The following is a 26,433-nucleotide window of genomic DNA, read 5'->3' as shown; positions in this document are numbered from 1 at the left end:
GACTATAATCATGTAATGCTAAAGTTTCATAAATCCATTGACATCAAAATTAAATTTTGGAATGATTAAGATAGTTCGACAATTGGAAGGATGGCCATATGGATACTCCACATTTACAGTCAATTGAAGGTGAAATAAATTTTTCCAAAGAGATAAATAATATGCTTTCAGTCATTATTACGAAACATCTTGGGGATGCTGTTGTGATCATTGAAGAAGTTGAAGGAGAATTCATCTACAAATACGCAAATCAGTCTGCTCTTTATTCGATGAAAAAAAAGATTGAGCATGTACTCGATAAAACGGTGCAGGAAGTAATGGGGACTTTGAGCCCGAAGCTGATTGAACTGTATAGACATGCACAGATGAATCAGGTGGATCTCCGTTACAGGGACCTGAACGATTCAAACGGAGAGCCGAAATATTTTGAAACACATCTCTCAACACTTTCTGATGATCAGTCTAATCGCAACTTTATCGTTGCAGTTGTTCGGGACGTGACTGAAGAAGAAAGAGAAAAGAACAAACTTAAAAACCTGCATGAGCATTATCAATCGATTATACAGCATAACCTGGATGCCATTCTTACATTATCAGACAATGGTACAATTACATCAGTAAATCAGGCGGCTGAGCGGACTTTTGGTGCCGGGTCAGATCAATTTATTGATCATCTGGTGTCATCGTTCTTTTCGAAGGGATCGTCTTTTAATGTGAAAAATTGTATACATAAGGCGATAAAAGATGGTCCTCACGAGCTGCATTTTATTCCTGCAGTGACTGCAGAAGGTAGTACCATTGTCGTTCATACAAAATTCGTTCCGATTATTGTTCAGGGACAGGCGCAGGGTGTGTATATGATCATCAGGGATGCAACCAGTGAGCAGGAAACAAAAGAGAAAATAAATTTCCTATACATGCATGACCGGCTCACCGGGCTTTTAAATCGCCAGGCTTTTAGCAGGCATATTGATGAATTGTCAGAACTGACAAAGGATACGCATTCTGTACTGTGTCTCGATCTTGATAATTTTAAAAAACTGAATAATACACTTGGATTTAATGCGGGGGATGAGTTGTTAAAGAAAGTAGCAGGCAGACTTAGAACACTGATCGATGACGGTGACTATTTATACCGTCTCAATGCAGATGAATTTGTGTTCCTGCTCCATAATACAACACAGATGCAAACAAATGATTTTGCAGATCATATTCTAACGTTGTTTCAACAGCCATTTATCATTAATGACCAGGAGTATTTTGTCACAGCAAGGATTGGTGTCAGCATCTTCCCGACAGATGGTATTCAGAGTGAAGTTCTGATCAACCGCGCAGCCCAGGCACTGCATACTGTTAAAAATGCCGGAGTACCGGGTGTAGGCTTTTATCATAATAAAATGATGCAGACTTTTCCGGATAAAATGATCATGGAAACACATCTCAGAAGAGCAATTGAGCTGAATGAGCTTAGTCTGCACTATCAGCCTCAGGTTGATCTTCAAAATGGTGAGATTTCAAGTATAGAGGCATTGCTCAGATGGAATAACCGGAAATTTGGTTCAGTACCGCCTTCTGAGTTCATCACAATGGCAGAAGAGAACGGAATGATTCACACAATTGGTGCATGGGTTATTGATCAGGCATGTTTGCAGCTGCAGGCATGGTCTTTGCAGGGGATTAATAATATACGGATTGCCGTCAATATTTCTCCAAAACAATTTTCACAGGCTGACTTTGATCAGGTAATTATGAATGCGCTGAAGAAATATAATGTCGATGCAAAACTGCTCGAAATTGAAATTACTGAAAGTGCAATGAGTAATATAAATACAACGCTGATCATGCTGAAAAAGTTAAAAAAAATCGGTGTGAAAATTTCTGTTGATGACTTTGGGACAGGGTACTCATCTTTAAATTATCTGAGGCTTTTTCCGATTGATATTTTAAAAATTGACCAGTCATTCGTAAGAGAAATCCAGTCAGAACGTAAAGATGCGGCTATCACTAAAACGATTATCCATCTTGCACACTCACTTGGACTTGAAGTGGTTGCAGAAGGCGTGGAAGAAATGGCTCAGGTCTCATTTTTGAGAAACGAACAGTGTCAGAAAGGGCAGGGCTACTTTTTCAGCAAACCGCTGCCTTCAGCGGAGATGGGCAGAAAACTGCTTGATATTGGATAAAAGATAGATTGACAATTTCCTTATAGTAGTATACTGTAAAGCTGTTGTGCAGAATTTAAGTATTTTACTAAAGGAGCTTTTTCAATTGAAAAAAGGGCTGACACTGAATATCCTTCGTATCCCGGTAAACTCAGGTGTGATTACAGTATATATAGAAGGTTTTAATGAAGAAAATTCAAAAGGTACAGTTTATGCAGAACTGAACAAAGAACATGTAACTGCAACTGGCTTTAACAAGAAAAAAACAATTGTGCGTGCGATTGCGAAACTACATCAAAAAAGTACAATTCATCAGGATCACCATCAATAAAACTGATCTGGCCTCGAGGCTGGATCAGTTTTTTTATTTTTGCATAAAACCCAAGGAATAAATTGAATGTGACATGAACTGGTAGTATAATGAATGAATAGTCATTCATTATACAAAATGGAGGGATTCAGATGGGGAAGGTTTATATTGTTACAGGCGGTTCAAATGGTATGGGGAAGTATATGGCAAAAAGGCTTGCAGATGACGGAAATTCTGTATTGATTACGGGCAGAGACGAAGAAAAGCTCAAAGCAGCAGTGGAAGAAATCGGATCAAACGTACATTATTTTCAGATGGATGTCCGTGAGCCTGAAATGGCTGAAAAAATGGTTGAAGCAGCTGTAAATCAGTTCGGAACAGTAGACGGTCTGATAAATAATGCAGCCGGAAACTTTATTTGTCCAGTGGAAAAGATGTCTCCTAACGCATGGAGATCTGTTATTGATATCGTGTTAAATGGGACGTTCAATTGTACAAAAGCCGTAGGGGATTACTGGATCAATAACCAGATCAAAGGTGTCATCATCAATATGGTCGCTACATATGCGTGGAATGCAGGTGCTGGTGTTGCACATTCAGCAGCTGCAAAAGCTGGTGTACTATCCCTTACAAGGACGATTGCGGTTGAGTGGGGACATAAATACGGGATCAGAGCCAATGCGATTGCACCTGGACCGATTGAAAGAACAGGTGGAGCGGAAAAGCTGTTTCAATCTGAAGAAGCAGCCCAGAGAACGCTGCATAGCGTACCCCTGAAAAGACTTGGCAAGCCTGAAGAAATCGCTGGACTTGCAGCGTTTATGCTGTCAGATGATGCCGCGTATATGAACGGCGAATGCGTCACACTGGACGGAGGACAATGGCTGAACGCATTTCCTTTTTAATCATCAGGATTGAGGGATTAAAGGTATAATTATACCCCGATTGACCATCTTATTATTAAAGATTCTATGTTAAAGCCAATTTTAACATAGCCAAAGATTAAAGGTGGCGATCGCTTGATTACAATCATCACAATTGCAGCTGTCATAATCATTTGTGTCATTGGACTCGCAGGCACTCTGCAGGCGGCGGGGAAAAAGAGAGAACGGGATGAGGTTTCAGACGAAGTGAAAAATCACCCGGTCCTCTTTAATCCGGTCATTATCATATACAGCCTCGCCGGAATTGCAGGTGTGGGTATCATATTGTACTACATGATATAAAAACAAAAAACCGGCAGATGCCGGTTTAATCACATGAAATATTTAATTTTTCAGCCAGTACTTCCAGGTTGAAACCTCTGACAACTTCATTGTTGTCTATTAAAACCGTTGGGGTCGAATATGACTCCAGCGTTTTAACCATGTATTCTCTGGATGAGAGATCTTCTTTGATATTTATTTCACTGAATTGTATGTCATTTGCTTTAAAAAAGCGCTTAACAATCTCACATGGAGGGCACTGAGGCTGAGTGTACAAAGTTACTTTTTGCACGCTGCTCACTTCCTTTTAACGATTTATCTCTAATCATAGTTTCCCGCAAATACAAGCCTGTGTCAAAGAATTTGCAGCCCGACTGAAGTGAAGCTCAGATTGTTCTGTTATGAGTTGAAAATGTGTGTTATAGTATTCTTTGTTTTGTTAGAGCCGAATCAGGGAATGTTGATTGAGATTCAATTAATTTTCTCATTATCAACTGATATTCCTAATCAAATGTTATAATGAAATGATCAACAAACAGAAGGGAGAATACCACATGTCTCAACTGATGGGTATTATTCAAAGACTAAAAACACTGCAGGAACAGGATCAGTCAGGTGAAGTTCCTTCCCGCTTTTTCGAATTGAACGGTAAGAGAGTGTGTCAGGTAAAATACTTTGGCACAAATGATACGTTCGAACTTGAAGTGTACGATAAAGATCAAAAACCGCAAAAGTATCCTTTTGACAATATTGATATGACTGCTATTGAGATCTATGAACTGCTTCAGGAAGAAAACAATAACCAGGCTTAACATGAAACCGGGCATTCCCGGTTTTTTTTATCGACTTTTTTTGTTAATACTGCCGGGGCATAGTGGGTCAATCGAAGATTATGTTATGATATGTAAAGAGAGATTTTGTAAAAGGGGATTAACTGATGTTAACTACAGAGCATAAAGAATTCTTGGAAACACCAATCAGTCAATATATTATTCCGTCAGAAAAAATCGCGCATGTACAGGAAATGAATACAGCTGAACATGCACTGCTAGTCCTGACAAAAAGCGGCTATTCATCGATCCCTGTGCTTGATGCATCGTATCATCTGAAAGGATTAATCAGTGTACAGATGATTACAGATTCCATGCTGGGTCTTGAGGAAATTGAATTTGGCAGGTTAAATGAAAAAAGAGTAAAAGATGTGATGCGTGAAGACATTCCCTCTCTGAAAAATGAAGACCAATTTCAATTCGCATTAAATCTCCTCGTAGACCATCCATTTGTATGCGTCATGAGTCCTGAAGGTTATTTCGAAGGGCTGCTGACAAGAAGAGTCATGCTTAAGCAGCTTCAAAGACATATTCATAAACAAATTCAGCGTTCTTAACGTCAAGGGAGCTTATCAATGTCATATTCAGATCATGAGCACCGTGAATTAAAATACCGTCCATTTATATTGGCTGCTGTTATGCTTGCCATGTTTGTCGGGGCAATTGAAGCAACAATTGTCTCGACGGCTATGCCGGCCATCACAGCTGATCTGGGTGGATTCCAGCTTTATAGCTGGGTTTTTTCATCTTATCTGTTAATGAGTACAGTAACGGTTTTATTATATGGTAAGCTTTCAGATATTTTTGGCAGAAAGCCGGTATTGACGATTGGCATGTCATTATTTTTAATTGGATCTATTCTTTGCGGGTTTGCTGATTCAATGGAGTGGCTGATCGCATTCAGGTTTATCCAGGGACTTGGTGCGGGTGCTGTCATGCCCATTGCTTCAACGATTGTCGGAGATATTTATTCCAAAGAAGAGCGGGCAAAAATACAGGGGTACCTGTCGAGTGTGTGGGGGATATCAGCAGTGATGGGCCCTGCGATTGGCGGACTGCTTGTAGAGACGATCGGCTGGCAGTATGTATTCTGGATTAATGTTCCGCTCGGGATTTTATCACTGACTGTTTTGTGGCTGTTTTTAAAAGAAAATGTAGAAAAAAATACTTCACCAATTGATTTTAAAGGTGCTGCACTCCTGTCAGCCGGACTGACAATCCTGCTGTATCTGCTGGTTGAAGGTGGTATTTCAATTCCGTGGCTGTCAACAACTTCACTTATTATGGTGGCGGTATCAGCACTGATCTTATTCCTATTTGTCAGACATGAATTAAAAGCACCTGATCCGATGATGCCATTTTCAATCTGGAGAAACCGCGCGATATTTATTGCTAATATTGTATCGCTGACAACCGGCGTTCTGCTCATTGGCATCTCAAGCTATCTGCCGGCTTTTGTTACCGGTGTGATGGGTGAGAGTGCAAGTATTGCCGGATTTACGCTGACAGCAATGTCGATTGGCTGGCCGATCGCTGCAACGGTTGCAGGGCGTCTGTTGATCAAAATCGGTTATTACAGGACCAGTTTGATCGGCGGGATCTCACTCATTATAGGATCTCTGCTCTTTGTTCTGATGAAGCCTGAGTATGGTCCGTTATGGCCAACGATCTCCTCTTTTTTTGTAGGTGTCGGAATGGGCCTGACAACCACGTCTTTTATTGTTTCAATTCAAAGCTCAGTGCCGTGGAAATTGCGCGGAGCCGCAACAGCAGCGAATATGTTTATGAGAAATCTCGGAAGTACTGTTGGAGTTGCGCTACTTGGGGGCATTCTTAATTCCTCTATCAGGTCTTCATTTGAGAACAATGAAAATCCCGAGGTTCAGTCACTCGGTGTGGATGCTGTCAACCGTTTGCTTGAAGCCGAGCAGAGACGTCAGATCGAACCTGATGTGCTTGCGCAGCTTCAGCTTGCAATGACAAACGGATTAAATATCGTTTATTTGATTGTATTTGCTTTTGCTATCATCAGCTTATTTTTTATTCTGTTTTTACCTCGAAAAGAATAGGGTGTATGAATCATGAACCATTCCGATTACCGGATGCTTGATGTACTCGCAGAGGAGATGAATATGCGTAAAGCTGCAGAAAGGCTGTTTGTCTCCCAGCCGGCACTCTCCCAGCGCTTACAGACACTTGAAAAAGAATGGCAGAAACCTCTGTTTATCCGCTCGAAAAAAGGATTAACACTCACACCAGCAGGCGAAATGATTGTGACGATGGCAAGGGAGATCATGAAAAAAGAAGAAACAGTTAAAGAGCAGATCCTTGCAATGGACTCGAAAGTATACGGAACGCTTAAAATTGCCTGTGCCTCCATTGTTGGTCAAAACTGGCTTCCGAAAGTGCTGAAGGATTTTGTGGAAACCAATGCACACGCAAGAATATCGCTGATGACCGGATGGAGCAGTGAGATTCTGCAGGCAGTGTATAATGGCGAGGTACATGTCGGCATTATTCGGGGCACGCCTGACTGGAAGGGTCCGAAAATGCACTTGTTTCAGGATCAGCTTTATCTTGTGGATAAAGAAATTAAACGGGTGGAAGATCTGCACCTTACAGACAGACCCTTTATTCAGTTTAAAAGTGATTCTACTTATTATCAGGAAATTCAGGAATGGTGGAGCAGACAATTTCAAATCTCACCGCGTCAGAATATTCTTGTTGATCAGATCGAAACATGCAAGCAGATGGCGCTGAACGGGATTGGCTATGCTATTCTTCCTTCCATCACACTGACTGGGCAGGAAAGCGTCTATTGTACGCCGCTTCACACTGAGGAGCAGACCTTAAAAAGAGACACCTGGCTAATCGGTTACCAGTCAGCCTTCGAACTGCCACAGGTAGAAGCTTTTATAGAATCCGTTCAGAAGCATTTGGATTGAGCAGATTAAATTAAATGTAATTTTCTAATATTGATCACTTGTATTGTGGTGCGGTGATCTGATAAAGTAAAAGTCAGTTGTATACTTATACAAAAGATTGAGAGGGGAATTCAAATGAATACAATGGATGCAAATGAAATTATTTCCTATATACAGAATGCGAAGAAATCAACGCCTGTAAAAGTGTATATTAAAGGTGCTGACCTTCACAAAATTAACTTCGGAGACGAATCACAGACATTTCTGTCTGAAGGATCAGGCGTCGTATTCGGTGAGTGGGCTGATATCCAGCCGGCGCTCGAAAAGCATACAGACCAGATTTGGGATTACGTTGTAGAAAATGACCGCAGAAACTCTGCAATTCCAATGCTTGATATGAAAAATATCAAAGCTCGTATTGAGCCGGGCGCAATCATCCGTGATCAGGTTGAAATCGGTGATAATGCTGTCATCATGATGGGTGCTTCAATTAATATCGGTTCAGTTGTCGGAGCAGGTACAATGATTGATATGAATGTTGTATTAGGCGGCCGTGCAACAGTAGGTAAGAACTGTCATATTGGTGCGGGTGCTGTGCTTGCAGGTGTCATTGAGCCGCCTTCAGCTAAGCCTGTCATTGTTGAAGATGACGTTGTAATCGGTGCAAATGCTGTTGTCCTTGAAGGTGTAACAGTCGGTAAAGGTGCGGTTGTTGCTGCAGGTGCTATTGTAATAGAAGACGTTGAACCTTACACAGTCGTTGCCGGCACACCTGCAAAGGTACTGAAGAAGATCGATGAAAAAACAAAATCTAAAACAGAAATTAAGCAGGAACTTCGTCAGCTGTAATAGCTGTTATAAAAACGCAGATGACATTCTGCGTTTTTTTCTTGACTAAAAACTAACGTGTGGAAAGGTGTATCAGAATGGAAACATTTATTCAGGTTCGCAGAGATCTTCACAAAATACCGGAGATCGGCTATCAGGAATATAAAACGCAGCAGTATTTACTAAAATTCATACAGAAACTGCCCCAGGAACATCTGATGGTTAAAACATGGGAAACGGGCATATTTGTTTTTGTGAAAGGTAACGGTGATCAACCGAAAACGCTGGCATACAGAACAGATATTGATGGCCTCCCGATTACAGAACAGACTGATCTGCCTTTTGCTTCAGAACACCAGGGATATATGCACGCATGTGGACATGATTTCCATATGAGCATCGCACTCGGCGTCCTTTCAACTGTGGTGAACCAGCCGTTAAAAGATCATATCCTGTTTATTTTTCAGCCGGCAGAAGAAGGACCGGGCGGAGCGGAGCGCATGCTTCATTCGCCTGAAATGAAGGAGTGGATGCCTGATGAAATCATGGGTCTCCATATTTCACCTGAATATCAGGCAGGTGAAATTGCGGTTAAAAAAGGTCTTTTATTTGCAAACACTTCAGAGCTGAAAATCATACTGAGTGGAAAAGGCGGTCACGCTGCATATCCGCATAAAACAAAAGATATGATCGTTGCAGGTGCTCACCTGATTACGCAATTACAATCGATTGTATCGAGATCAATTGACCCATTGAACAGTGCAGTCGTAACTGTCGGCAAGCTTGAAGCAGGTACGATCGGTAATATCATTGCTGAAACAGCTGAGCTGAACGGAACGATGAGAAGCCTCGATCCTGATGTGATGGAAACACTTAAAACCAGAGTAAAAGCGATTTGTGATGGAATTGCATTAGCGTTTGATTGTGAGGTCAGAATTGAGTTCAACCAGCCGTATTATATGGTTTATAATGACCACCAATTAACAGAAGACTTTATGAATTTCGCTGAAAATCATCAGGGGATTAAATGTATTGAATGCGAAAAGGCCATGACAGGTGAAGACTTCGGCTATTTTCTCAAAGAGATACCAGGGTTTATGTTTTGGCTCGGAGTAGGCTCAGAATTCGGGCTGCATCACGCGAAACTAAATCCAGATGAAAGAGCGATTGGACCTGCAATTGAATTTATTACTGAATATTTGAGAAGTAAATAGTACAGTAAGTTAAAAAATTATAAGTATGAACTTTGATCTTTTACTTTCTAGATGTGGAGAATAAACATAGTGTAGCGAAGCGGAAGGCGGCGACTCCACCGGGATATGACCGACAGCTGAGACCCCACAGGGCGAAGCCCGAGGAGGCTCAGCGCGGTCCCCGGGGAAAGCGTCCGCCTGAAGCGCAGCGAAACGATTAAAGAGCCCGGGACATTGTCCCGGGCTCTTATTGTTATGCTTCCTTCTGAACATACACCTGATGCGGGAATGGAATCTCAATCCCATTACGGTCAAGCGCTTCTTTCATTGCCTTTCTAAGCTGTCTCTCAACAGCCCACTGCTCCATGTTTGCAGTCTGTCCAATCACACGGATCACCACGTCAGATGACCCGAGAGACTGAACACCAACAACATTTGGACCATCAATAATTGCGCTGTTAGAAGCCGCTACCTCGTCACATGCGTCCTGCAGAACCTTAATCGCTTTATCAATATCATCGTCATAAGAGATACCAATATCAATCATTGCACGCATATTACCGCGGGAATGGTTACTCATACTTGTAATTTCACGGTTAGGAACAAAATGAAGTGTTCCGTCAAATCCCCTGATTTTCGTCTGTCTCAAACCTACTTCTTCACATATGCCGGAAAACTCACCAGTCGTGATATAATCACCGACATCAATCTGCTTTTCAAGTAAAATGAAGAAACCGGTCACAACATCACTTACAAGTCCCTGTGCACCAAACCCGATTGCCAGACCAATAATACCTGCACCTGCGATCAGTGCCGTTACGTCAATGTTGATCAGCTGCAATATCGTGACGATTAAAATGAACAATAATGCATAGCCGACCACATTTTTGGTTAGACTTTCTAGAGTGCGGGCTCTGCCAACTGAGATATTTTCCCGGCTTTCGTATTTTGCGAAAATGCCTGAAAGCACTCTGTTACTAATCGCTTTTACAATTAAGTATACAATCAAAATGCCAATGATTTTCAGTGCGACGATCCCTATATCAATAAACAGGGCGCCCCATTCATACTCAGCCAGCCTTGCGCCAAGTGTGCTTAAGTTTAAATAATTATCCAATGACTGTCATCCTTTCTGCTGTGCAATCTATCGTCCTACTATACCCTTATAACAAACAGAGAAACGTGAATCAAGGAATCCATATCATTTTTAACTTTATTTAGATTTATTCTTTGCTAAAATTGACTATTCAAATGCAGTATATTATGATGAGAAACGTGAGTTTAATTGGGAATCGGTTTATCCGTTCTCAGGTTAGAATTTTTATCTGGAGGGATTTTTGATGGCAGAACGTATGGTAGGCAAGCAGGCGCCAAGATTCGAAATGGACGCAGTACTTGCTAACAAAGAATTTGGAAAAGTAAACCTTGAACAGAATATGAAAGAAGATAAATGGACAGTATTGTTCTTCTATCCAATGGACTTCACATTTGTATGTCCAACAGAAATTACTGCAATGTCAGACCGTTATGATGAATTCGAGGACCTTGATGCTGAGGTAATCGGAGTTTCTACTGATACAATCCACACTCACCTTGCATGGATCAACACTGAGCGCAAAGACAACGGTCTTGGCGATCTGAACTATCCACTTGCAGCTGATACAAATCACCAGGTTTCACGCGAATATGGCGTGTTAATTGAAGATGAAGGTGTTGCACTTCGCGGACTTTACATCATCAGCCCTGAAGGCGAATTAATGTATCAGACAGTATTTCACAACAACATCGGCCGTGACGTAGACGAAACACTTCGTGTACTTCAGGCACTTCAAACAGGTGGACTTTGCCCGGCTAACTGGAAGCCAGGTCAAAAAACACTATAAGACAATTGAACGAATGAGGATCAGCCCCCGGGCTGATCTTTTTTTATGACTTCCCGATAGAATGTTAAGTGGAATAGTAAGAAATGAGAAAAAATTCAAATAAAGGTGGCAATATATTTCGAAAACCGATATATTTAAGAGGTGTCTATATATATAGAAGAAACAAAAAGGAGGGATAAACGATGGATGTTTTTAAGAAATTAAAAGAATTTTACTGGCCTCATAAACACCACTTTATACTATCAATACTATTTTTATTTGTGATGACGCTCATTACGATTGTTTATCCGATCATACTGCAGATTACAATTGATGATGTAGTGGGAGAAGGTAGGTACAATCTGATCCCATATCTTGCTTTTGGGTTTATTGCTATTATGGCGGTAAAAGGGATTGCGACATTTATCTCTCAGTATAATGGAGATTTGTTCGGTATTATTGCAGTCTATGACCTGCGTGAAAAGCTTTATGACAAGCTTCAGAGCCTGCCGTTTCAGTACTATGATAATGCAAAAACCGGTGATATCATGTCACGCCTGACAGCTGATGTTGAAGGATTCCGTTTCTTCTTGTCATTTGGATTTGCTGAATTGATCAGACTGGTACTGCTGCTGGTTGTGACAACAGGGGTAATGCTTTATTACTCAGTTCCATTAACAATCGTCACAATGCTTTCAATTCCGTTTCTGGCAGTTGCAGTTTACAAATTTGATAAAAAAGTTCACCCGGCCTTTAGAGGTGTGAGAAAATCTTTTGGGAAACTGAATACAAATGTCCAGGAAAATATCAGTGGAATTAACACGGTAAAATCTCTTTCAAGAGAAGAACACCAGATTGATAAATTCAACAGCTCCAATCAGGACTATAAAGAAAAGTATTTGTTCACATCAGATGTCTGGGCAAAATATTTTCCTTTAATGGAGTTTCTGGGCAATGTAAGTGTCGTCATGCTTCTTGGCTATGGCGGTTATCTTGTGGTAAATGACAGTCTGACTGCAGGAGAGCTCACTGCTTTTTACAGTCTGGTCGGATTTATCATCTGGCCGATTATGAACCTTGGATTTACCATTAACCAGTTTTCACAGTCTAAAGCGTCAGGTGAACGTTTACTTGAGATTCTTGAGGCTGAGGAAACCATCGTGGAAAAGCCGGATGCAGTCGATATGACCCGCTCATCAGGAGAAGTGGAATTTAAGAATGTATCACTCCGTTACACTGAAGACGATGAAAGGGCGATTAACAATGTTTCATTTAAGGTTGCCGGAGGTAAAACGGTTGGATTAATCGGCGCAACCGGTTCAGGTAAAACGAGTGTGACTCAGCTAATGACCAGATTTTATGAACCTACAGAAGGTTCTGTGTTAATCGATGGAAAAAAGGTAAGTGACTACACGCTAAAGTCGCTTCGAAAGAATGTTGGGTTTGTTCTTCAGGAGTCATTTTTATTCTCTTCCACAATTAAAGCAAATATTGCATTTGGAAGACCTGAAGCCACAATGGATGAAATCATTGATGCTGCAAAGAAAGCTGAAGCACATGACTTTATCATGGAGATGCCTGAAGGATACGATACAATGCTTGGAGAAAGAGGACTCGGTTTATCCGGCGGACAAAAGCAGAGAATTGCCATCGCACGTGCGATCTGTCTGAATCCGAGTATTCTGATTCTTGATGATGCAACGAGCGCTGTTGATATGCAGACAGAGTTTAAGATCCAGAAAGCATTGAAAGAAGTCATGAAGGGGCGGACGACATTTATTATTGCCCACCGAATTTCCTCTTTAAAGCATGCAGATGAAATTTATGTGTTTGAAAATGGGGACATTACTCACCGGGGTACACACGAAGAATTAATTAACCTTGAAGGTCAATACAAACGAATTTACGATATTCAGTATAAGGATCAAAAATCACTTTCTGCGACGGGAACGAGGTGAGAAGATGAGTAGTGAAGCTCAACAAAAAATACAAAACAGATTTAAATATTCAACTGACCAGGTCATTGAAAAGCCGTTTAACTGGTTACAGCTTTGGAGATTACTCAGGTACCTGAAGCCATATTCGAAAAAGCTGCTGCCACTTTCAATCATCATGGTACTGGTTACAACAGCAGTCAGACTTGTGATCCCAATTCTGATCGGGATGTATGTCATTGATGAAGCAATAGCCGGCCGAGACGGTGACCTGCTTATGCAGCTCGTCGGAGTCATTGCGGGGCTCTACATCATTAATTACATTGCGAATGTATTCAGAATAAAATGGATGAACATTCTCGGACAAAGTGTTATTTACGATTTGCGTAAACATCTTTTTACACATGTACAGTGGTTGAGTAACCGGTTCTTTGACCAGAGATCAGCCGGTTCCATTCTGGTAAGGATTATGAATGATATTAATTCACTTCAGGAGTTATTTACGAACGGTGTTATTAACCTGCTGATGGATATTCTCATGCTGATCGGAATCTTTATTGTACTGTTTACAATCAGTCCGGAGCTTGCAATGGCAGTAATGATTGTTTTACCTGCAATGTTCTTTATTTCAACAAAGCTGCGTAAAAAGATTAGACGTTCATGGCAAACAGTCCGTCTTAAGCAGTCTAAGCTGAATTCACACCTGAATGAAAGTCTTCAGGGGATGAGAATTACACAGTCATTTACACAGGAAAAAGAAAATGCACAGTATTTTGAAGGAGTTAACAACGAAACGTTTGAAAGCTGGAGAGATGCAACGAAGAAAAATGCAACATTCAGACCGCTTGTTGAGATGACGAATGCAGTTGGTTCAGCTATTTTAATCTGGTATGGTGCAACCCTGATTCAGGGAGGTAACCTGGAGATTGGAGAGTTTGTTACATTTGCATTTTTGATCGGCATGTTCTGGGAGCCGATTTCAAGGCTTGGTATGGTCTATAACCAGCTGCTGATGGGGATGGCTTCATCAGAAAGAATCTTTGAGTTTCTAGATGAAAAGCCGAATGTCGCTGAAAAGAAACACGCTGTTGAGCTTGAGAAAATCAAGGGAGATATTCAGTTTGACAACGTTGATTTTTCGTACTCAGGAGACAGGAAAGCGCTAAATGGCATCAATCTTGATATTAAAGCTGGTGAAACCATTGCGTTAGTCGGTCATACAGGATCAGGAAAGACAACAATTGCCAATATGGTCACACGCTTTTATGATCCGACCGCGGGTTCTATTAAGATGGATGGATATGATTTGCGGAATGTTTCGTTAAGAAGTCTGCGTTCACAGATTTCAATTGTTCTTCAGGATACGTTTATTTTCTCAGGGACAATTAAGGATAATATCCGCTTCGGCTTCCCACATGCGTCAGATGAGCAGCTGATTGAAGCAGCAAAAGCAGTTGGAGCGCATGGGTTTATTCAGAAGCTGCCTAAAGGGTATGATACCGAGGTTGAAGAAAGAGGAAATATCTTATCAGTTGGGGAGCGTCAGCTGATCTCATTTGCAAGAGCACTGCTTGCTGATCCGAGAATCATTATCCTGGATGAAGCGACTGCTTCAATTGATACAGAAACAGAGGTAGTGATTCAAAAAGCATTGGCAACATTGCTAAAAGGAAGAACGGCTATCATTATTGCACATCGTCTTTCTACAATTCGTGATGCAGACAGAATTTATGTGCTTGATCATGGGAATCTGATGGAGAGCGGAAACCATGATGAACTGATGAAGCATAAAGGCATCTACCAGGGCCTTGTTCACTCACAGTTTACAATGCAGCAGAATACAGGATGATAAAAAGCTGATCAGGTTAACCGCCTGATCAGCTTTTTTGTCTATAAAATGAACAGGATCGCGCATTTTCGCAACGGATTAAAGCACTCTGAATTGAAATAAGTTCTGAAGCTAGATATACTAAAATCAAACCTTTGTGAAGGATGTCACAAATTGTTCATGTTCAACATATCACATACACAGTTAATGTTGTAAAATGTTTGGGGAACAGTGATATAGTAAATTTACTAGTATGAAGTTTTTTAGGAGGGGAATCATGTTGGAATTAGATGGCGTTACGCTCAGTAGGCTACTAACAGCTACTACCCTTATATTTCATGTTATTTTTGCCACGATTGGTGTCGGGATTCCAGTAATGATTGCGATTGCCGAATTCATGGGGATTAAGAAGAAAGACCCTCACTACCTGATTCTTGCCAGACGATGGGCAAGAGGATTCACGATAACGGTGGCAGTAGGGGTTGTAACCGGTACGGCGATCGGGCTGCAGCTTTCTCTATTATGGCCAAGCTTTATGCAGGTTGCCGGACAGGTCATTGCACTTCCGCTGTTTATGGAAACATTCGCATTCTTCTTTGAAGCAATTTTCCTTGGGATCTACTTGTATACATGGGACAGATTTAAAAACCGCTGGTTACACTGGCTGTTGAACATTCCAATTGTCATCGGGGCAACCTTATCAGCATTCTTTATCACCACGGTAAATGCATTTATGAATACGCCTCAGGGCTTTGATATTATCGATGGTGAAACAGTGAATATTAGTCCGCTGGCAGCAATGTTTAATCCAGCTACACCGACAAAGGTTTTTCACGTTGTTACATCAGCATATATGACATCCGCATTGATTCTGGCAGCTATCACTGCTTTTATCATTCTGATGAAAAAAGGGACGGATTATCATAAAAAAGCACTTCGTCTCACAATGGTTGCAGGATTAATTTTTGCAGCAGGAACTGCACTTGCAGGAGACCTGTCAGCAAAATTCCTTGCAAAAGAACAGCCTGAAAAACTGGCTGCCGCTGAATGGCACTTTGAGACAGAATCAAATGCGGATCTGGTTGTATTCGGTACGATTAATGATGAAGGTGAAATTAGTAATGAGATCCGGATACCAGGTATGTTAAGCTTCCTTGCAGGAAACTCATTTGATACGGAAGTGATTGGTCTTAATGAATTCCCTGAGGAAGAAAGACCTCCTCTATGGATACATTACATGTTTGATTTAATGGTAAGTATCGGAATGTATTCATTATTTATAGCCGGATTGTTTGTTATGTTCATGCTGATCAAACGGTTTAATGAATGGAATAAGTTCTTACTGATGGGTATTGTGGCAAGTGGACCACTTACCATGATGGCGATTGAATTCGGCTGGATCTACGCTGAAGTCGGCAGACAGCCATGGATTCTAAGAGGAATTATGACAGTAGATGAAGCTGCTACAACATCAAGTTCTGTAGGTATCGCATTCGGTCTGTTCCTCGCTCTGTATGCAGTGCTTGGCTTCTTCTGTGTAAAAGTGTTACTAAGAATGTTCAAGAACAGACCAGCTGAAGCAGAGCTTGAAAAACGCTTCCCTGGAGGCACGCTGGACAGTTAATGTGAAGAAAACAAGTGGACGGGGATTTCCCCGTCTGCTGATCCATATCTTATACTTAACTTAGAAATAAGCCAGAGGGAAGGAGTTACTTAAATGAGTTTAGAAGTATTGGGGATTACTGTGTTGTGGTTATTCCTGTATGGTTATTTAATTGTCGCCTCAATTGATTTTGGCGCCGGATTCTTCGCTTATTATGCGAGAGTTTCAAAGAGAGAACATATTATGAGTAAGCTGATCAGCAGATATCTATCACCGGTTTGGGAAGTGACAAACGTTTTCTTTGTATTCTTTTTCGTTGGACTGGTAGGGTTCTTCCCGGATACTGCTTATTATTATGGAACGGCTCTGCTGCTCCCTGGATCTGTTGCGATTATACTGATTGCAATCAGAGGGTCATTTTATGCATTTGGTAATTACGGCTCCAAAGACAGCACGCTTTATTTATTTTTATACGGGGCAACAGGACTGTTAATTCCCGCAGCATTATCGACTGCATTAACCATATCTGAAGGAGGTTATCTGACAGAAGATGAAAACGGAGTTACTTTCCTTGCGGGGGAACTGTTTACAAGCCCGTACTCATGGAGTGTTGTGTTACTCGCAATTGTTTCTGTACTGTTTATCAGTGCAAGCTTTTTAACTTATTATGCTGACCGTGCGGAAGATATAGACTCCCGTGCGATTATGAGAAAGTTTGCACTTTGGTGGAGTGCACCGACAATTGGAGCGAGTCTTCTTGTTTTTGCCGGACTCAGATCTCATAACGCTGAACACTTTGAAAGAGCACTGGACTTGTGGTGGATGTTTGGGCTTTCACTTGTATTTTTCTTAATCGCTGTATTTTTAATTCAGCAGAAAAAAAAGTATGGAACTGCATTCCTGATGGTCATGCTCCAGTTTTTCTTTGCATTCTTCGGATATGGCGCGTCACACCTGCCATATATCCTTTATCCATTTATCACAATTGAGGGAAGCGTAGTAAACGAAACAATGGGTACAGCACTTGTCACTGTATTTATTTTAGGACTATGCTTACTTGTCCCATCTCTCTATCTGCTAATGAGATTATTTTTGTTTGATGCAGATTATGTTAAAGGAAAAAAATAAGCTCATTATCCGTAATTTCCTGTGCTAAAATGGAAGTAAGGACATGATAGTGGGGGAAAAACTGTGAAAAAAGAATTTGTAGTGATTGGGCTTGGCCGTTTTGGCGGAAGTATTGTTCGTGAATTAGTTGAGCAGGGAATGGAAGTAATGGCAATTGATAAATTCGAAGATAAAGTGGATGAGTTTTCAACCATTGCAACGCACGCTGTAATGGCGGACTCGACTGATGAAGCTGCACTGCGCAGCCTTGGGATTAGAAACTTTGATCATGTGATTGTTGCAATTGGTGATGATATTCAGGCGAGTATACTGACAACTCTGATGTTAAAGGAAATAGGGGTAAAAAAAATCACCGTAAAAGCACAGAACGATTACCATGAAAAGGTACTAGAACGGATTGGAGCGGATAAAGTCGTTCACCCTGAGCGGGATATGGGTAAACGCATTGCGCACAATATTGTTTCAAATAATGTGCTTGATTACCTGGAATTATCAGATGAACATTCAATTGTCGAGATTGCTGCTAATAACGTACTGATCGGTAATTCAATTATTGAGCTTGATATCCGTGCCAAATACGGAATTAATATCGTGGCAATCAAAAGAGGGGATGACATCATTGTATCTCCACAGGCAAATGATGTGATCCGTAAAGGCGATATTTTAATCGTTATCGGTGCGGATAACGATATTAACCGCTTTGAGAAACGTGTAATGCAATAAGAATAAGGTTTCCAGTGCAGCGAAGCTTAAGGCGGCGACTCCGGGACGATTAGAGGGAAGCTGAGACCCCACAGCCGCAGGCGAGGAGGCTCAGCAACCTCCGTCCGGAAAGCGCCCGCCTGAAGCGCAGCGGAACGGAACGGTTAGAGTGTGAGACAACTTTTGTCTTGCACTCTTTTTTAATACTGGATTTCCAATGAAATAATTCTAAAAAGTTCATCAGCAGCCGGTATTAACAACGCATAAAAAAGAGCCTGAGATTTTTCTCAGGCTCTTTGTCATCATTAAACTTCCATAATAATTGGTAAAATCATTGGACGACGCTTTGTTTTTTCATATAGGAATGGCTCAAGCGTATCCGTAATTTCGTTTTTAATTTCTGACCACTGGCTTGTCTTATTGGCAAGCACTTTATTTAAATGCTTATAAAGAAGGTGCTGTGCCTGGTTGATCAATTCCCCGGATTCTCTCATATAGACAAATCCACGCGAGATCAGATCAGGACCCGATGCAATTTTATGGTCATTGAGGTTAAGGCTCACCACAACAACTACAAGTCCTTCTTCGGATAAAATGCGGCGGTCTCTTAATACAATGTTTCCGATATCCCCGATTCCGCTGCCATCGATATATACGTTGCCGGAAGGAATTTTACCTGCGACTGATGCTTCATTGCTTCCCAGAGCAAGTACATCACCGTTTTCCATCAGGAAGCAGTTTTCTTCAGGAACACCGCAATCAACAGCAAGGCTTGCATGCATTTTCTGCATTCTGTACTCACCGTGAATTGGCATAAAGAATTTCGGTTTAATGAGGCGAAGCATCAGTTTTTGCTCCTCCTGTGAACCATGCCCAGATGTGTGAATATTATTTAGAGATCCGTGAATCACATTCGCACCAGCACGGTAAAGAAGGTTAATTGTACGGTTTACACTGATTGTATTACCCGGGATTGGTGATGATGAGAATACAACAGTATCACCAGGGATAATTTGAATCTGACGGTGAGTCCCGTTTGCAATTCGTGACAGGGCAGCCATCGGTTCACCCTGACTTCCTGTACATAAAATAACAACTTTATCTGCAGGCATTCTGTTTAACGTATGAGCATCAATAAATGTATCTTTTGGCGCGTTAATATATCCAAGCTCGTGACCAATATTGATCGCATTGTCCATACTGCGTCCAAAGACAGCAACTTTCCGGCCATATTTCACTGCGGATTCAACAACCTGCTGCAGGCGATAGATGTTTGAAGCGAAAGTAGCAAAGATGATCCGTCCATTTACAGTCTGGAAAATATCGTCGATGCTTTCACCGACTTTTCGTTCAGAGAGTGTAAAGTTTGGTACTTCACTATTTGTACTATCTGATAGCAGTGCAAGCACGCCTTCTTTTCCGATTTCAGCCATTTTCGTTAAGTTAGCAGGATCACCAACTGGAGTGAAATCAAATTTGAAATCCCCTGTGTGAACAATATTTCCTGGCGGTGTTTTAACCACTACACCGAATGAATCAGGAATACTGTGCGTCGTACGGAAGAAGCTGACTGCTGTTTTACGGAATTTAATGACATCATCTTCATCGATTGGGTGAAGACGTGTTGATCGAAGCAGGCCATGTTCTTCAAGCTTATTCTTCAGAAGACCCAATGCGAGTTTCCCTCCGTATACAGGTACATTAACCTGTCTAAGCAGATAAGGAATTCCGCCGATATGGTCTTCGTGGCCGTGAGTAATAAAAAGGCCTTTGATCTTATCAATATTTTTTTCTAAGTAAGTGTAATCCGGAATAACATAATCGATTCCGAGTAATTCATCTTCAGGGAATTTAATACCGGCATCAATCAGGATAATCTCATCCTGGAACTGGACACCGTAAGTGTTCTTCCCGATTTCGCCTAGACCGCCGAGGGCAAACACAGCAGTCTGGTCATTCTTAACAAATTTCATCGACTATAGCTGTTCCAATTTATAATTTTGGTGATTTTGTTCGTACTCTAAATATTTGCCCTCTAGCTTTTGTACAAACTCAATATTGTAGCCATGTCCGCTAAGCTTTTTTCGTACATTCTCCTCAGTATCAGATTCAATGTACATTGCTTTCGTCTTTTCGCGTACTGGCACCTCTGAAGCTACTTCCTGATAATAAACCTTAAAAATCATGTGTATCTCTCCTTCATATAATTACTAAAAAAGCGCAGTCTTTGCGCTTTAATTATCATGTTCAACAATGTGAAAAAACTTCATTTATTTACGGAGCCTTTATTATTATGGTCAATACCGCTATAAAATAATATTTACCTCCCTGACATAAAGAACAGCCCTCCTGATGATGAAGGGCTTACAGGGGCTCAGGCAATCATCTTTTTACGCAACATGTCTCTCCACTGTCGTGCAAGCTTTTTCTTAAGCTTCTTCAACATGGCGGATCACTCCTTATCATTATCATAACGCGGAATGAGCGATCTGTAAAGATAAGGTTCTTGACATAGCCGGTAAAAAGCGTTATTTAATTATCTTTCAAGCGGTTCCGCATCAGCCGGTTCTTTAAAAGGATCTTCATGATTGATATGATCGTAAAACATAATTCCGTTCAGGTGATCAATTTCATGCTGTGCTGCTACAGCAGCAAGTCCTTTTAACCGGTACTTTACTTCAGCGCCATCAATATCAATTCCCCGTATCGTTACTCTTGCATAACGAACCACATAACCGGGAATATTTTCATCCACTGACAGACATCCTTCACCTGAAGTGAGGTAGGTTTTATCGACTGAATGACTGATAATTTTAGGATTGGCAATACTAAAACTGTATTCTCTTCCATTCTGGTCTTCAAGATGGAGAGCAAACATCTGCTTAGAAACATTGATTTGTGGAGCTGCAAGTCCAATGCCGGGACGCAGGTCATATTGCTCTGAGATTTCAGGGTCCTGACTGTTTTGAATATACTCCAGGAGTGAAGCCATCGTTTTTTTATCCTGATCAGATAATGGTAATTGTACTTTTTCAGCTTTTTGTCTCAGAACAGGGTGTCCATCCCGGACAATTTCTTTCATTGTAATCATCTTACTTTCCTCCCGATCGAATCAGTATAAGCAATATCATATCAGATTATACAGTTGAAAAAAATGTCGGAGCCTGAAACATGCAATGAAAAGATATTTATTGACAATTATATTTCGAATTCAGACATTTTCATCATCTTCCGGGCTAAAAAAGATTGAAGTTTACCCTAATCACCGATATGATATTAAGTGTTATTATTCAAGGGGGTTACATGAAGTGAAAACATACATAGCAGGCGCTTTTTGTTTTTCAGCTATAATATTATCAGGTTGTGTATTCGGTACACCTGCTGAACAAGAGATAAGTGAAAAACTTGAAGCAGCTGTAGCAGCAGAAGAAGGATACGTAAGTGCGCAGAATGACTTGCGTGAATTAGAAACAGAAGAACAGCAATTATACGATGAAATTATGTCCTATAGTATGGAAGAATTTGAACAAATCAATTCACTGGCTGATGAAGCTCTAAGTAATCTGAATGAGCGGGAAGAGAAGCTCTCGGAAGAAAGAGCGGCAATTGAAAGCTCAGAGGAAGAGTTTGCCGGAGTAGCAGACCTGACGGCAGATCTGGATTCAGAAGATCTCAAGCAGCATGTTGATTCCATGATTGAAACGATGAATAACCGTTATCTTGCTCATGATGAATTGTCTTCAGCATATGAGACTGGAATCGACCTTAACAGAGAGTTGTATCAGTTGTTAAAGAATGAAGAGTTACAATTAGAGGAACTTGAAGGTCAGATCACTTCAGTAAACGAACAAAATGCAGTGATTATTGAAGCGAACTCAGCATTTAACGACCTGACAAATAAATATAACGAATTGAAAGCTGAGTTTTATGATATGGCTGAGCTGAATACAGAAGAGTAGACTGATGTCTGCTCTTTTTATTTTGCCTCTGTTTAATGTGACTGGTGATTTCCGCGGCTGAACGGTGAGCCACCTCTTTAAGCTCCAATCACCAGCTGAACTAAAACAACAGTCAGTTTTGATGTAGCGTTTATTTTTAATCAAACAGACATATAACAGATCCATCTTAAGATTTTTAATATAGTACAGATCAGTGTTTGATTAATACAGTTCTATGAATGTGTGTAAAAAAATACCTGGAGAAAACACTTTGGAACTTTATGATTGACGAGATATCAGCTCTCATGTAATATTTATTTCGTGAACTGTATTAATGATTTTTTCGATGAAATTAATACAGATAAAAAGAATTTGACACTTTAGGTTTTTTACCACTGAAATTGTGGAAAAATATAAAGTAATTGTGTTCTGAAGATGAACACGCATGAATTTGACAAAACCGAAAGGATAGGTGGATTACATGGCTTCTAAAAAGAAGACACCATTCGATTCTGTAAAAGTATTAGAACAGATCGAAGAAAAGTTTGAAATGTTCCAGATTCTTAACGAAGAAGGAAAAGTAGTGAATGAAGATGCAATGCCGGACCTTAGCGATGAGCAGCTTCAGGAATTAATGAGCCGTATGGTTTATACACGTATTCTTGATCAGCGTTCAATTTCATTGAACCGTCAGGGACGTCTTGGTTTCTATGCACCAACTGCAGGTCAGGAAGCATCTCAGATTGCTTCTCATTATGCACTTGAAAAAGAAGACTGGGTGATTCCTGGTTACCGTGATGTACCTCAGATTATCTGGCATGGTTTACCACTTGCACAGGCATTCTTATTCTCTAGAGGTCACTTCCAGGGTAATAACTCTCCTGAAGGTGTAAATGTACTTCCACCGCAAATCATTATCGGTGCTCAATACGTTCAGACTGCTGGTATTGCACTTGGTCTTAAGAAGCGCGGTAAAGATACAGTAGCAATCACTTACACTGGTGATGGCGGATCTTCACAGGGTGACTTCTATGAAGGAATCAACTTTGCTGGTTCTTATAATGCACCGGCAATCTTTGTTGTGCAGAACAACCAGTTCGCGATCTCAACACCTCGTGACAAGCAGACAAAAGGTAAAACAATCGCTCAGAAGGCTGTATCAGCAGGTATCCCTGGTATCCTGGTAGATGGAATGGATCCTCTGGCAGTATATGCAGCAACTAAAGACGCGCGTGACCGTGCTGTTGCTGGTGAAGGTCCAACGTTAATCGAGACACTTTGCTACCGTTACGGCCCGCATACAATGGCTGGTGACGATCCAACACGTTACCGCACAGATGATATGGACACTGAGTGGGAAAAGAAAGATCCACTAGTACGTTTCCGTAAGTTCCTTGAAGAGAAAGACCTTTGGAACGAAGAAAAAGAAAATGAAGTAATCGAAAAAGCGAAAGAAGAAATCAAAGCTGCAATTAAAGAAGCTGATGATACACCTAAGCAGAAGGTTACTGATCTAATGGAAATTATGTATGAAGAAATGCCTTATAACTTAAATGAGCAATATGAAATTTATAAAGAGAAGGAGTCGAAGTAAGCCATGGCACAAATGACGATGATTCAGGCAATTACAGATGCACTCCGGACAGAACTTAAAAATGACGAAAATGTTCTTGTGTTCGGTGAAGACGTTGGTAATAACGGAGGCGTATTCCGTGCAACTGAAGGTCTGCAGAAAGAATTTGGTGAAGAACGCGTATTTGATACTCCACTAGCGGAGTCAGGTATCGGCGGTCTTGCAATCGGTCTTGCACTTGAAGGCTACCGTCCAGTGCCGGAAATTCAGTTCTTCGGCTTCGTGTTTGAAGTAATGGACTCAGTAAGCGGTCAGATGGCTCGTATGAGATACCGAAGCGGTGGCAAATACAGCTCACCAATTACAATCCGTTCACCATTTGGTGGCGGGGTTCATACACCTGAACTTCACGCTGATTCTCTAGAAGGTCTAATGGCACAACAGCCGGGTCTGAAGGTTGTAATTCCTTCAACACCTACTGACGCTAAAGGGCTTCTAATCTCTGCGATCCGTGATAATGATCCGGTTATTTTCCTTGAGCACATGAAACTTTACCGGTCATTCCGTGAAGATGTACCTGAAGAAGAGTACACAATCGAAATCGGTAAGGCTGATGTGAAGCGTGAAGGATCTGACCTTACAATTGTTACTTACGGTGCAATGGTTCACGAATCACTTAAAGCTGCTGACCAGCTTGAAAAAGACGGTCATTCTGTAGAAGTAATTGACCTTCGTACGATTCAGCCGCTTGATATCGAAACAATTATTAAATCAGTAGAAAAAACAAACCGTGCAATTGTCGTTCAGGAAGCTCAGAAGCAGGCTGGAATCGCAGCAAGCGTAGTAGCTGAAATCAACGACCGTGCAATCCTTAGCCTTGAAGCACCAGTACTGCGTGTTGCAGCTGCTGATACTGTATTCCCATTCTCTCAGGCAGAATCAGTATGGCTTCCAAATGCTAAAGACGTAGTAGAAACAGCTAAAAAAGTACTTGAATTTTAAAGAGGAAAACGGAGAATCTTCTCCGTTTTACCTTTTCCTAAAGATGTAAGAACAGAAAATTCCTAACCAGGAGGGTGAAAACATTGTCATTCGAATTTAAATTACCTGATATCGGTGAAGGTATTCACGAAGGTGAAATTGTAAAATGGTTTATCAGTGTTGGAGATAAAGTAGAAGAAGATGATGTGCTTTGTGAGGTTCAAAACGATAAAGCAGTCGTTGAGATTCCATCTCCAGTGGCTGGAACTGTAGAAGAGATTCTAGTTGACGAAGGAACAGTAGCAGTTGTAGGTGACACGTTAATTAAGCTTGATGCGCCTGGCTATGAAAACCTTCAGTTTAAAGGTTCTGACAGCAGCGATGAGAAAAAAGAAGAACCTAAGGAAGAGCCTAAAGAAGAAAAGAAAGAAGAAGCGCCAGCAGAAGAATCTTCTTCTGAAGAATCAGCTGAAGCGAAGCCTCAGGAAGACGTTGATCCGGACCGCCGCGTAATCGCGATGCCTTCAGTACGTAAGTATGCGCGTGATAATGATGTAGATATCCGTTATGTATCAGGTTCAGGTAAAAACGGCCGCGTATCTAAAGAAGATATCGATGCATATCTGAAAGGTGATACAGCTGAAGCGAAGTCTGAAACAACAGAACAGCCTGCTGAACAGAAAGAAGAAAAATCTGCTTCAAAACCAACTCCTGCTCCAGAGGGCGACTTCCCTGAAACACGTGAGAAGATGAGTGGCATGAGAAAAGCAATTGCAAAAGCAATGGTTAACTCTAAGCACACTGCACCTCACGTTACGCTAATGGATGAAGTTGATGTTGAGAAGCTTGTTGCTCACCGTAAGAAATTCAAGGAAATCGCACTTGAAAAAGATGTGAAGCTTACATTCCTTCCTTACGTAGTTAAAGCACTTGTATCAGCACTGCGCGAGTACCCTGTACTCAACACAATGCTTGATGATGAAACGCAGGAAATTGTTCAGAAGCACTATTACAATATTGGTATTGCTGCTGACACTGAAAAAGGACTTGTCGTGCCAGTTGTAAAACATGCTGACCGCAAATCTGTATTCGGAATTTCTGATGAAATCAATCAGCTTGCTGGTAAAGCGCGTGACGGTAAACTTTCAGGAGATGAAATGAAAGGTGCTTCATGCACAATTACAAACATCGGTTCAGCTGGTGGACAGTGGTTCACACCAGTCATTAACCACCCTGAAGTAGCAATTCTAGGAATTGGCCGTATCGCAGAGAAGCCGGTTGTAAAAAATGGTGAAATTGTAGCGGCTCCTGTGTTAGCATTATCATTGAGCTTCGATCACCGTATGATTGATGGTGCAACGGCACAAAACGCGTTAAACCACATCAAACGTTTATTGAACGATCCAGAACTTTTACTAATGGAGGCGTAAAA

The 26,433-nt window shown here is 41.1% G+C and carries 25 protein-coding genes; 20 read left to right on the top strand and 5 right to left on the bottom strand.

Annotated features, from left to right (window positions below):
- Window positions 1–98 precede the first annotated feature (98 nt).
- The 4 genes from ACH6CZ_RS04865 to ACH6CZ_RS04850 all read left to right on the top strand — a co-directional run bounded on the left by ACH6CZ_RS04865 (window position 99) and on the right by ACH6CZ_RS04850 (window position 3,698).
- Window positions 99–2,183 (top strand): sensor domain-containing protein, encoded by a 2,085-nt coding sequence (locus ACH6CZ_RS04865; RefSeq protein ID WP_374096281.1) that lies wholly within the window; start codon window positions 99–101, stop codon window positions 2,181–2,183.
- A gap of 85 nt (window positions 2,184–2,268) precedes the next feature.
- Window positions 2,269–2,493 carry a hypothetical protein gene (locus tag ACH6CZ_RS04860; RefSeq protein ID WP_374096280.1) on the top strand — a complete coding sequence of 75 codons (225 nt, stop codon included), beginning with the start codon at window positions 2,269–2,271 and terminating at the stop codon, window positions 2,491–2,493.
- A 131-nt stretch (window positions 2,494–2,624) separates the two neighbouring features.
- Window positions 2,625–3,377 carry a 2,4-dienoyl-CoA reductase gene (gene fadH, locus ACH6CZ_RS04855; protein ID WP_374096279.1) on the top strand — a complete coding sequence of 251 codons (753 nt, stop codon included), beginning with the start codon at window positions 2,625–2,627 and terminating at the stop codon, window positions 3,375–3,377.
- A 114-nt stretch (window positions 3,378–3,491) separates the two neighbouring features.
- The gene (locus ACH6CZ_RS04850) at window positions 3,492–3,698 is read left to right on the top strand and encodes a hypothetical protein (RefSeq protein WP_374096278.1); all 207 of its coding nucleotides are present in this window, start codon (window positions 3,492–3,494) and stop codon (window positions 3,696–3,698) included.
- Window positions 3,699–3,723: 25 nt separating this feature from the next.
- On the opposite strand, the gene ACH6CZ_RS04845 is transcribed toward ACH6CZ_RS04850, so the two are convergent.
- Entirely contained in the window at window positions 3,724–3,969 is a 246-nt protein-coding gene (locus ACH6CZ_RS04845; RefSeq protein ID WP_374096277.1) for a glutaredoxin domain-containing protein, read from the bottom strand.
- Window positions 3,970–4,231: 262 nt separating this feature from the next.
- On the opposite strand from ACH6CZ_RS04845, the gene ACH6CZ_RS04840 reads away from it, so the two are divergent.
- From ACH6CZ_RS04840 to ACH6CZ_RS04815, 6 genes are all read left to right on the top strand, one after another.
- Window positions 4,232–4,489 carry a YkuJ family protein gene (locus ACH6CZ_RS04840; protein WP_039808582.1) on the top strand — a complete coding sequence of 86 codons (258 nt, stop codon included), beginning with the start codon at window positions 4,232–4,234 and terminating at the stop codon, window positions 4,487–4,489.
- Between the two features lie 125 nt (window positions 4,490–4,614).
- Window positions 4,615–5,064, top strand: coding sequence for a cyclic-di-AMP-binding protein CbpB (cbpB, locus tag ACH6CZ_RS04835; protein WP_374096276.1), 450 nt, complete (start codon window positions 4,615–4,617; stop codon window positions 5,062–5,064).
- An 18-nt stretch (window positions 5,065–5,082) separates the two neighbouring features.
- Window positions 5,083–6,576, top strand: coding sequence for an MDR family MFS transporter (locus ACH6CZ_RS04830; RefSeq protein ID WP_374096275.1), 1,494 nt, complete (start codon window positions 5,083–5,085; stop codon window positions 6,574–6,576).
- Between the two features lie 12 nt (window positions 6,577–6,588).
- Window positions 6,589–7,452, top strand: a complete 864-nt coding sequence (locus tag ACH6CZ_RS04825; protein ID WP_374096274.1) for a transcriptional regulator CcpC — start codon at window positions 6,589–6,591, stop codon at window positions 7,450–7,452.
- A gap of 114 nt (window positions 7,453–7,566) precedes the next feature.
- Window positions 7,567–8,280 carry a 2,3,4,5-tetrahydropyridine-2,6-dicarboxylate N-acetyltransferase gene (dapD, locus tag ACH6CZ_RS04820; RefSeq protein ID WP_374096273.1) on the top strand — a complete coding sequence of 238 codons (714 nt, stop codon included), beginning with the start codon at window positions 7,567–7,569 and terminating at the stop codon, window positions 8,278–8,280.
- A 77-nt stretch (window positions 8,281–8,357) separates the two neighbouring features.
- Window positions 8,358–9,473 carry an N-acetyldiaminopimelate deacetylase gene (locus ACH6CZ_RS04815; protein WP_374096272.1) on the top strand — a complete coding sequence of 372 codons (1,116 nt, stop codon included), beginning with the start codon at window positions 8,358–8,360 and terminating at the stop codon, window positions 9,471–9,473.
- Between the two features lie 232 nt (window positions 9,474–9,705).
- Here ACH6CZ_RS04815 and ACH6CZ_RS04810 read toward each other — a convergent pair whose 3' ends face one another.
- Entirely contained in the window at window positions 9,706–10,569 is an 864-nt protein-coding gene (locus ACH6CZ_RS04810; RefSeq protein ID WP_374096271.1) for a mechanosensitive ion channel family protein, read from the bottom strand.
- A gap of 223 nt (window positions 10,570–10,792) precedes the next feature.
- Here ACH6CZ_RS04810 and ACH6CZ_RS04805 point away from each other — a divergent pair, with 223 nt between their 5' ends.
- From ACH6CZ_RS04805 to ACH6CZ_RS04780, 6 genes are all read left to right on the top strand, one after another.
- Window positions 10,793–11,335 carry a peroxiredoxin gene (locus ACH6CZ_RS04805; protein ID WP_374096270.1) on the top strand — a complete coding sequence of 181 codons (543 nt, stop codon included), beginning with the start codon at window positions 10,793–10,795 and terminating at the stop codon, window positions 11,333–11,335.
- Between the two features lie 182 nt (window positions 11,336–11,517).
- Entirely contained in the window at window positions 11,518–13,272 is a 1,755-nt protein-coding gene (locus tag ACH6CZ_RS04800; protein WP_374096269.1) for an ABC transporter ATP-binding protein, read from the top strand.
- A gap of 4 nt (window positions 13,273–13,276) precedes the next feature.
- The gene (locus ACH6CZ_RS04795; protein ID WP_374096268.1) at window positions 13,277–15,097 is read left to right on the top strand and encodes an ABC transporter ATP-binding protein; all 1,821 of its coding nucleotides are present in this window, start codon (window positions 13,277–13,279) and stop codon (window positions 15,095–15,097) included.
- 256 nt (window positions 15,098–15,353) lie between these two features.
- Window positions 15,354–16,700, top strand: coding sequence for a cytochrome ubiquinol oxidase subunit I (locus ACH6CZ_RS04790; protein ID WP_374096267.1), 1,347 nt, complete (start codon window positions 15,354–15,356; stop codon window positions 16,698–16,700).
- 93 nt (window positions 16,701–16,793) lie between these two features.
- Window positions 16,794–17,807 (top strand): cytochrome d ubiquinol oxidase subunit II, encoded by a 1,014-nt coding sequence (locus ACH6CZ_RS04785; protein WP_374096266.1) that lies wholly within the window; start codon window positions 16,794–16,796, stop codon window positions 17,805–17,807.
- 63 nt (window positions 17,808–17,870) lie between these two features.
- Window positions 17,871–18,530: a potassium channel family protein gene (locus tag ACH6CZ_RS04780; protein WP_374096265.1), complete on the top strand. Its 660-nt coding sequence runs from the start codon at window positions 17,871–17,873 to the stop codon at window positions 18,528–18,530.
- Window positions 18,531–18,814: 284 nt separating this feature from the next.
- Here the strand turns inward: ACH6CZ_RS04780 and rnjA are convergent, their stop codons facing one another.
- The 3 genes from rnjA to def all read right to left on the bottom strand — a co-directional run bounded on the left by rnjA (window position 18,815) and on the right by def (window position 21,600).
- Window positions 18,815–20,482 (bottom strand): ribonuclease J1, encoded by a 1,668-nt coding sequence (gene rnjA, locus ACH6CZ_RS04775; RefSeq protein WP_039808608.1) that lies wholly within the window; start codon window positions 20,480–20,482, stop codon window positions 18,815–18,817.
- Between the two features lie 3 nt (window positions 20,483–20,485).
- Complete coding sequence (locus ACH6CZ_RS04770; protein WP_374096264.1) at window positions 20,486–20,695, bottom strand: DNA-dependent RNA polymerase subunit epsilon; 210 nt, start codon at window positions 20,693–20,695, stop codon at window positions 20,486–20,488.
- Window positions 20,696–21,045: 350 nt separating this feature from the next.
- Window positions 21,046–21,600, bottom strand: coding sequence for a peptide deformylase (gene def, locus ACH6CZ_RS04765; protein WP_374096263.1), 555 nt, complete (start codon window positions 21,598–21,600; stop codon window positions 21,046–21,048).
- A gap of 217 nt (window positions 21,601–21,817) precedes the next feature.
- On the opposite strand from def, the gene ACH6CZ_RS04760 reads away from it, so the two are divergent.
- The 4 genes from ACH6CZ_RS04760 (at window position 21,818) to ACH6CZ_RS04745 (ending at window position 26,431) form a co-directional block, all read left to right on the top strand.
- Entirely contained in the window at window positions 21,818–22,468 is a 651-nt protein-coding gene (locus ACH6CZ_RS04760) for a YkyA family protein (RefSeq protein WP_374096262.1), read from the top strand.
- Between the two features lie 460 nt (window positions 22,469–22,928).
- Window positions 22,929–24,041: a pyruvate dehydrogenase (acetyl-transferring) E1 component subunit alpha gene (pdhA, locus tag ACH6CZ_RS04755; RefSeq protein WP_374096261.1), complete on the top strand. Its 1,113-nt coding sequence runs from the start codon at window positions 22,929–22,931 to the stop codon at window positions 24,039–24,041.
- Window positions 24,042–24,044: 3 nt separating this feature from the next.
- Window positions 24,045–25,022 carry an alpha-ketoacid dehydrogenase subunit beta gene (locus ACH6CZ_RS04750; protein ID WP_374096260.1) on the top strand — a complete coding sequence of 326 codons (978 nt, stop codon included), beginning with the start codon at window positions 24,045–24,047 and terminating at the stop codon, window positions 25,020–25,022.
- Between the two features lie 83 nt (window positions 25,023–25,105).
- Window positions 25,106–26,431: a dihydrolipoamide acetyltransferase family protein gene (locus tag ACH6CZ_RS04745; protein ID WP_374096259.1), complete on the top strand. Its 1,326-nt coding sequence runs from the start codon at window positions 25,106–25,108 to the stop codon at window positions 26,429–26,431.
- Window positions 26,432–26,433: the final 2 nt, after the last annotated feature.

Origin of the sequence: Jeotgalibacillus sp. JSM ZJ347, assembly GCF_044383825.1 — a bacterium.
Lineage (GTDB): Bacteria > Bacillota > Bacilli > Bacillales > Jeotgalibacillaceae > Jeotgalibacillus.
This window is presented reverse-complemented; position numbering and strand designations above follow the sequence as displayed.

Coding starts and splice junctions, on each gene's coding strand:
- def (WP_374096263.1), bottom strand. CDS start 21,600: ATGATTACAATGAAAGAAATTGTCCGGGATGGACACCCTGTTCTGAGA.
- ACH6CZ_RS04830 (WP_374096275.1), top strand. CDS start 5,083: ATGTCATATTCAGATCATGAGCACCGTGAATTAAAATACCGTCCATTT.
- ACH6CZ_RS04815 (WP_374096272.1), top strand. CDS start 8,358: ATGGAAACATTTATTCAGGTTCGCAGAGATCTTCACAAAATACCGGAG.
- ACH6CZ_RS04750 (WP_374096260.1), top strand. CDS start 24,045: ATGGCACAAATGACGATGATTCAGGCAATTACAGATGCACTCCGGACA.
- ACH6CZ_RS04790 (WP_374096267.1), top strand. CDS start 15,354: ATGTTGGAATTAGATGGCGTTACGCTCAGTAGGCTACTAACAGCTACT.
- ACH6CZ_RS04795 (WP_374096268.1), top strand. CDS start 13,277: ATGAGTAGTGAAGCTCAACAAAAAATACAAAACAGATTTAAATATTCA.
- ACH6CZ_RS04785 (WP_374096266.1), top strand. CDS start 16,794: ATGAGTTTAGAAGTATTGGGGATTACTGTGTTGTGGTTATTCCTGTAT.
- ACH6CZ_RS04840 (WP_039808582.1), top strand. CDS start 4,232: ATGTCTCAACTGATGGGTATTATTCAAAGACTAAAAACACTGCAGGAA.
- ACH6CZ_RS04805 (WP_374096270.1), top strand. CDS start 10,793: ATGGCAGAACGTATGGTAGGCAAGCAGGCGCCAAGATTCGAAATGGAC.
- cbpB (WP_374096276.1), top strand. CDS start 4,615: ATGTTAACTACAGAGCATAAAGAATTCTTGGAAACACCAATCAGTCAA.
- ACH6CZ_RS04770 (WP_374096264.1), bottom strand. CDS start 20,695: ATGATTTTTAAGGTTTATTATCAGGAAGTAGCTTCAGAGGTGCCAGTA.
- pdhA (WP_374096261.1), top strand. CDS start 22,929: ATGGCTTCTAAAAAGAAGACACCATTCGATTCTGTAAAAGTATTAGAA.
- ACH6CZ_RS04865 (WP_374096281.1), top strand. CDS start 99: ATGGATACTCCACATTTACAGTCAATTGAAGGTGAAATAAATTTTTCC.
- fadH (WP_374096279.1), top strand. CDS start 2,625: ATGGGGAAGGTTTATATTGTTACAGGCGGTTCAAATGGTATGGGGAAG.
- ACH6CZ_RS04800 (WP_374096269.1), top strand. CDS start 11,518: ATGGATGTTTTTAAGAAATTAAAAGAATTTTACTGGCCTCATAAACAC.
- rnjA (WP_039808608.1), bottom strand. CDS start 20,482: ATGAAATTTGTTAAGAATGACCAGACTGCTGTGTTTGCCCTCGGCGGT.
- ACH6CZ_RS04825 (WP_374096274.1), top strand. CDS start 6,589: ATGAACCATTCCGATTACCGGATGCTTGATGTACTCGCAGAGGAGATG.
- dapD (WP_374096273.1), top strand. CDS start 7,567: ATGAATACAATGGATGCAAATGAAATTATTTCCTATATACAGAATGCG.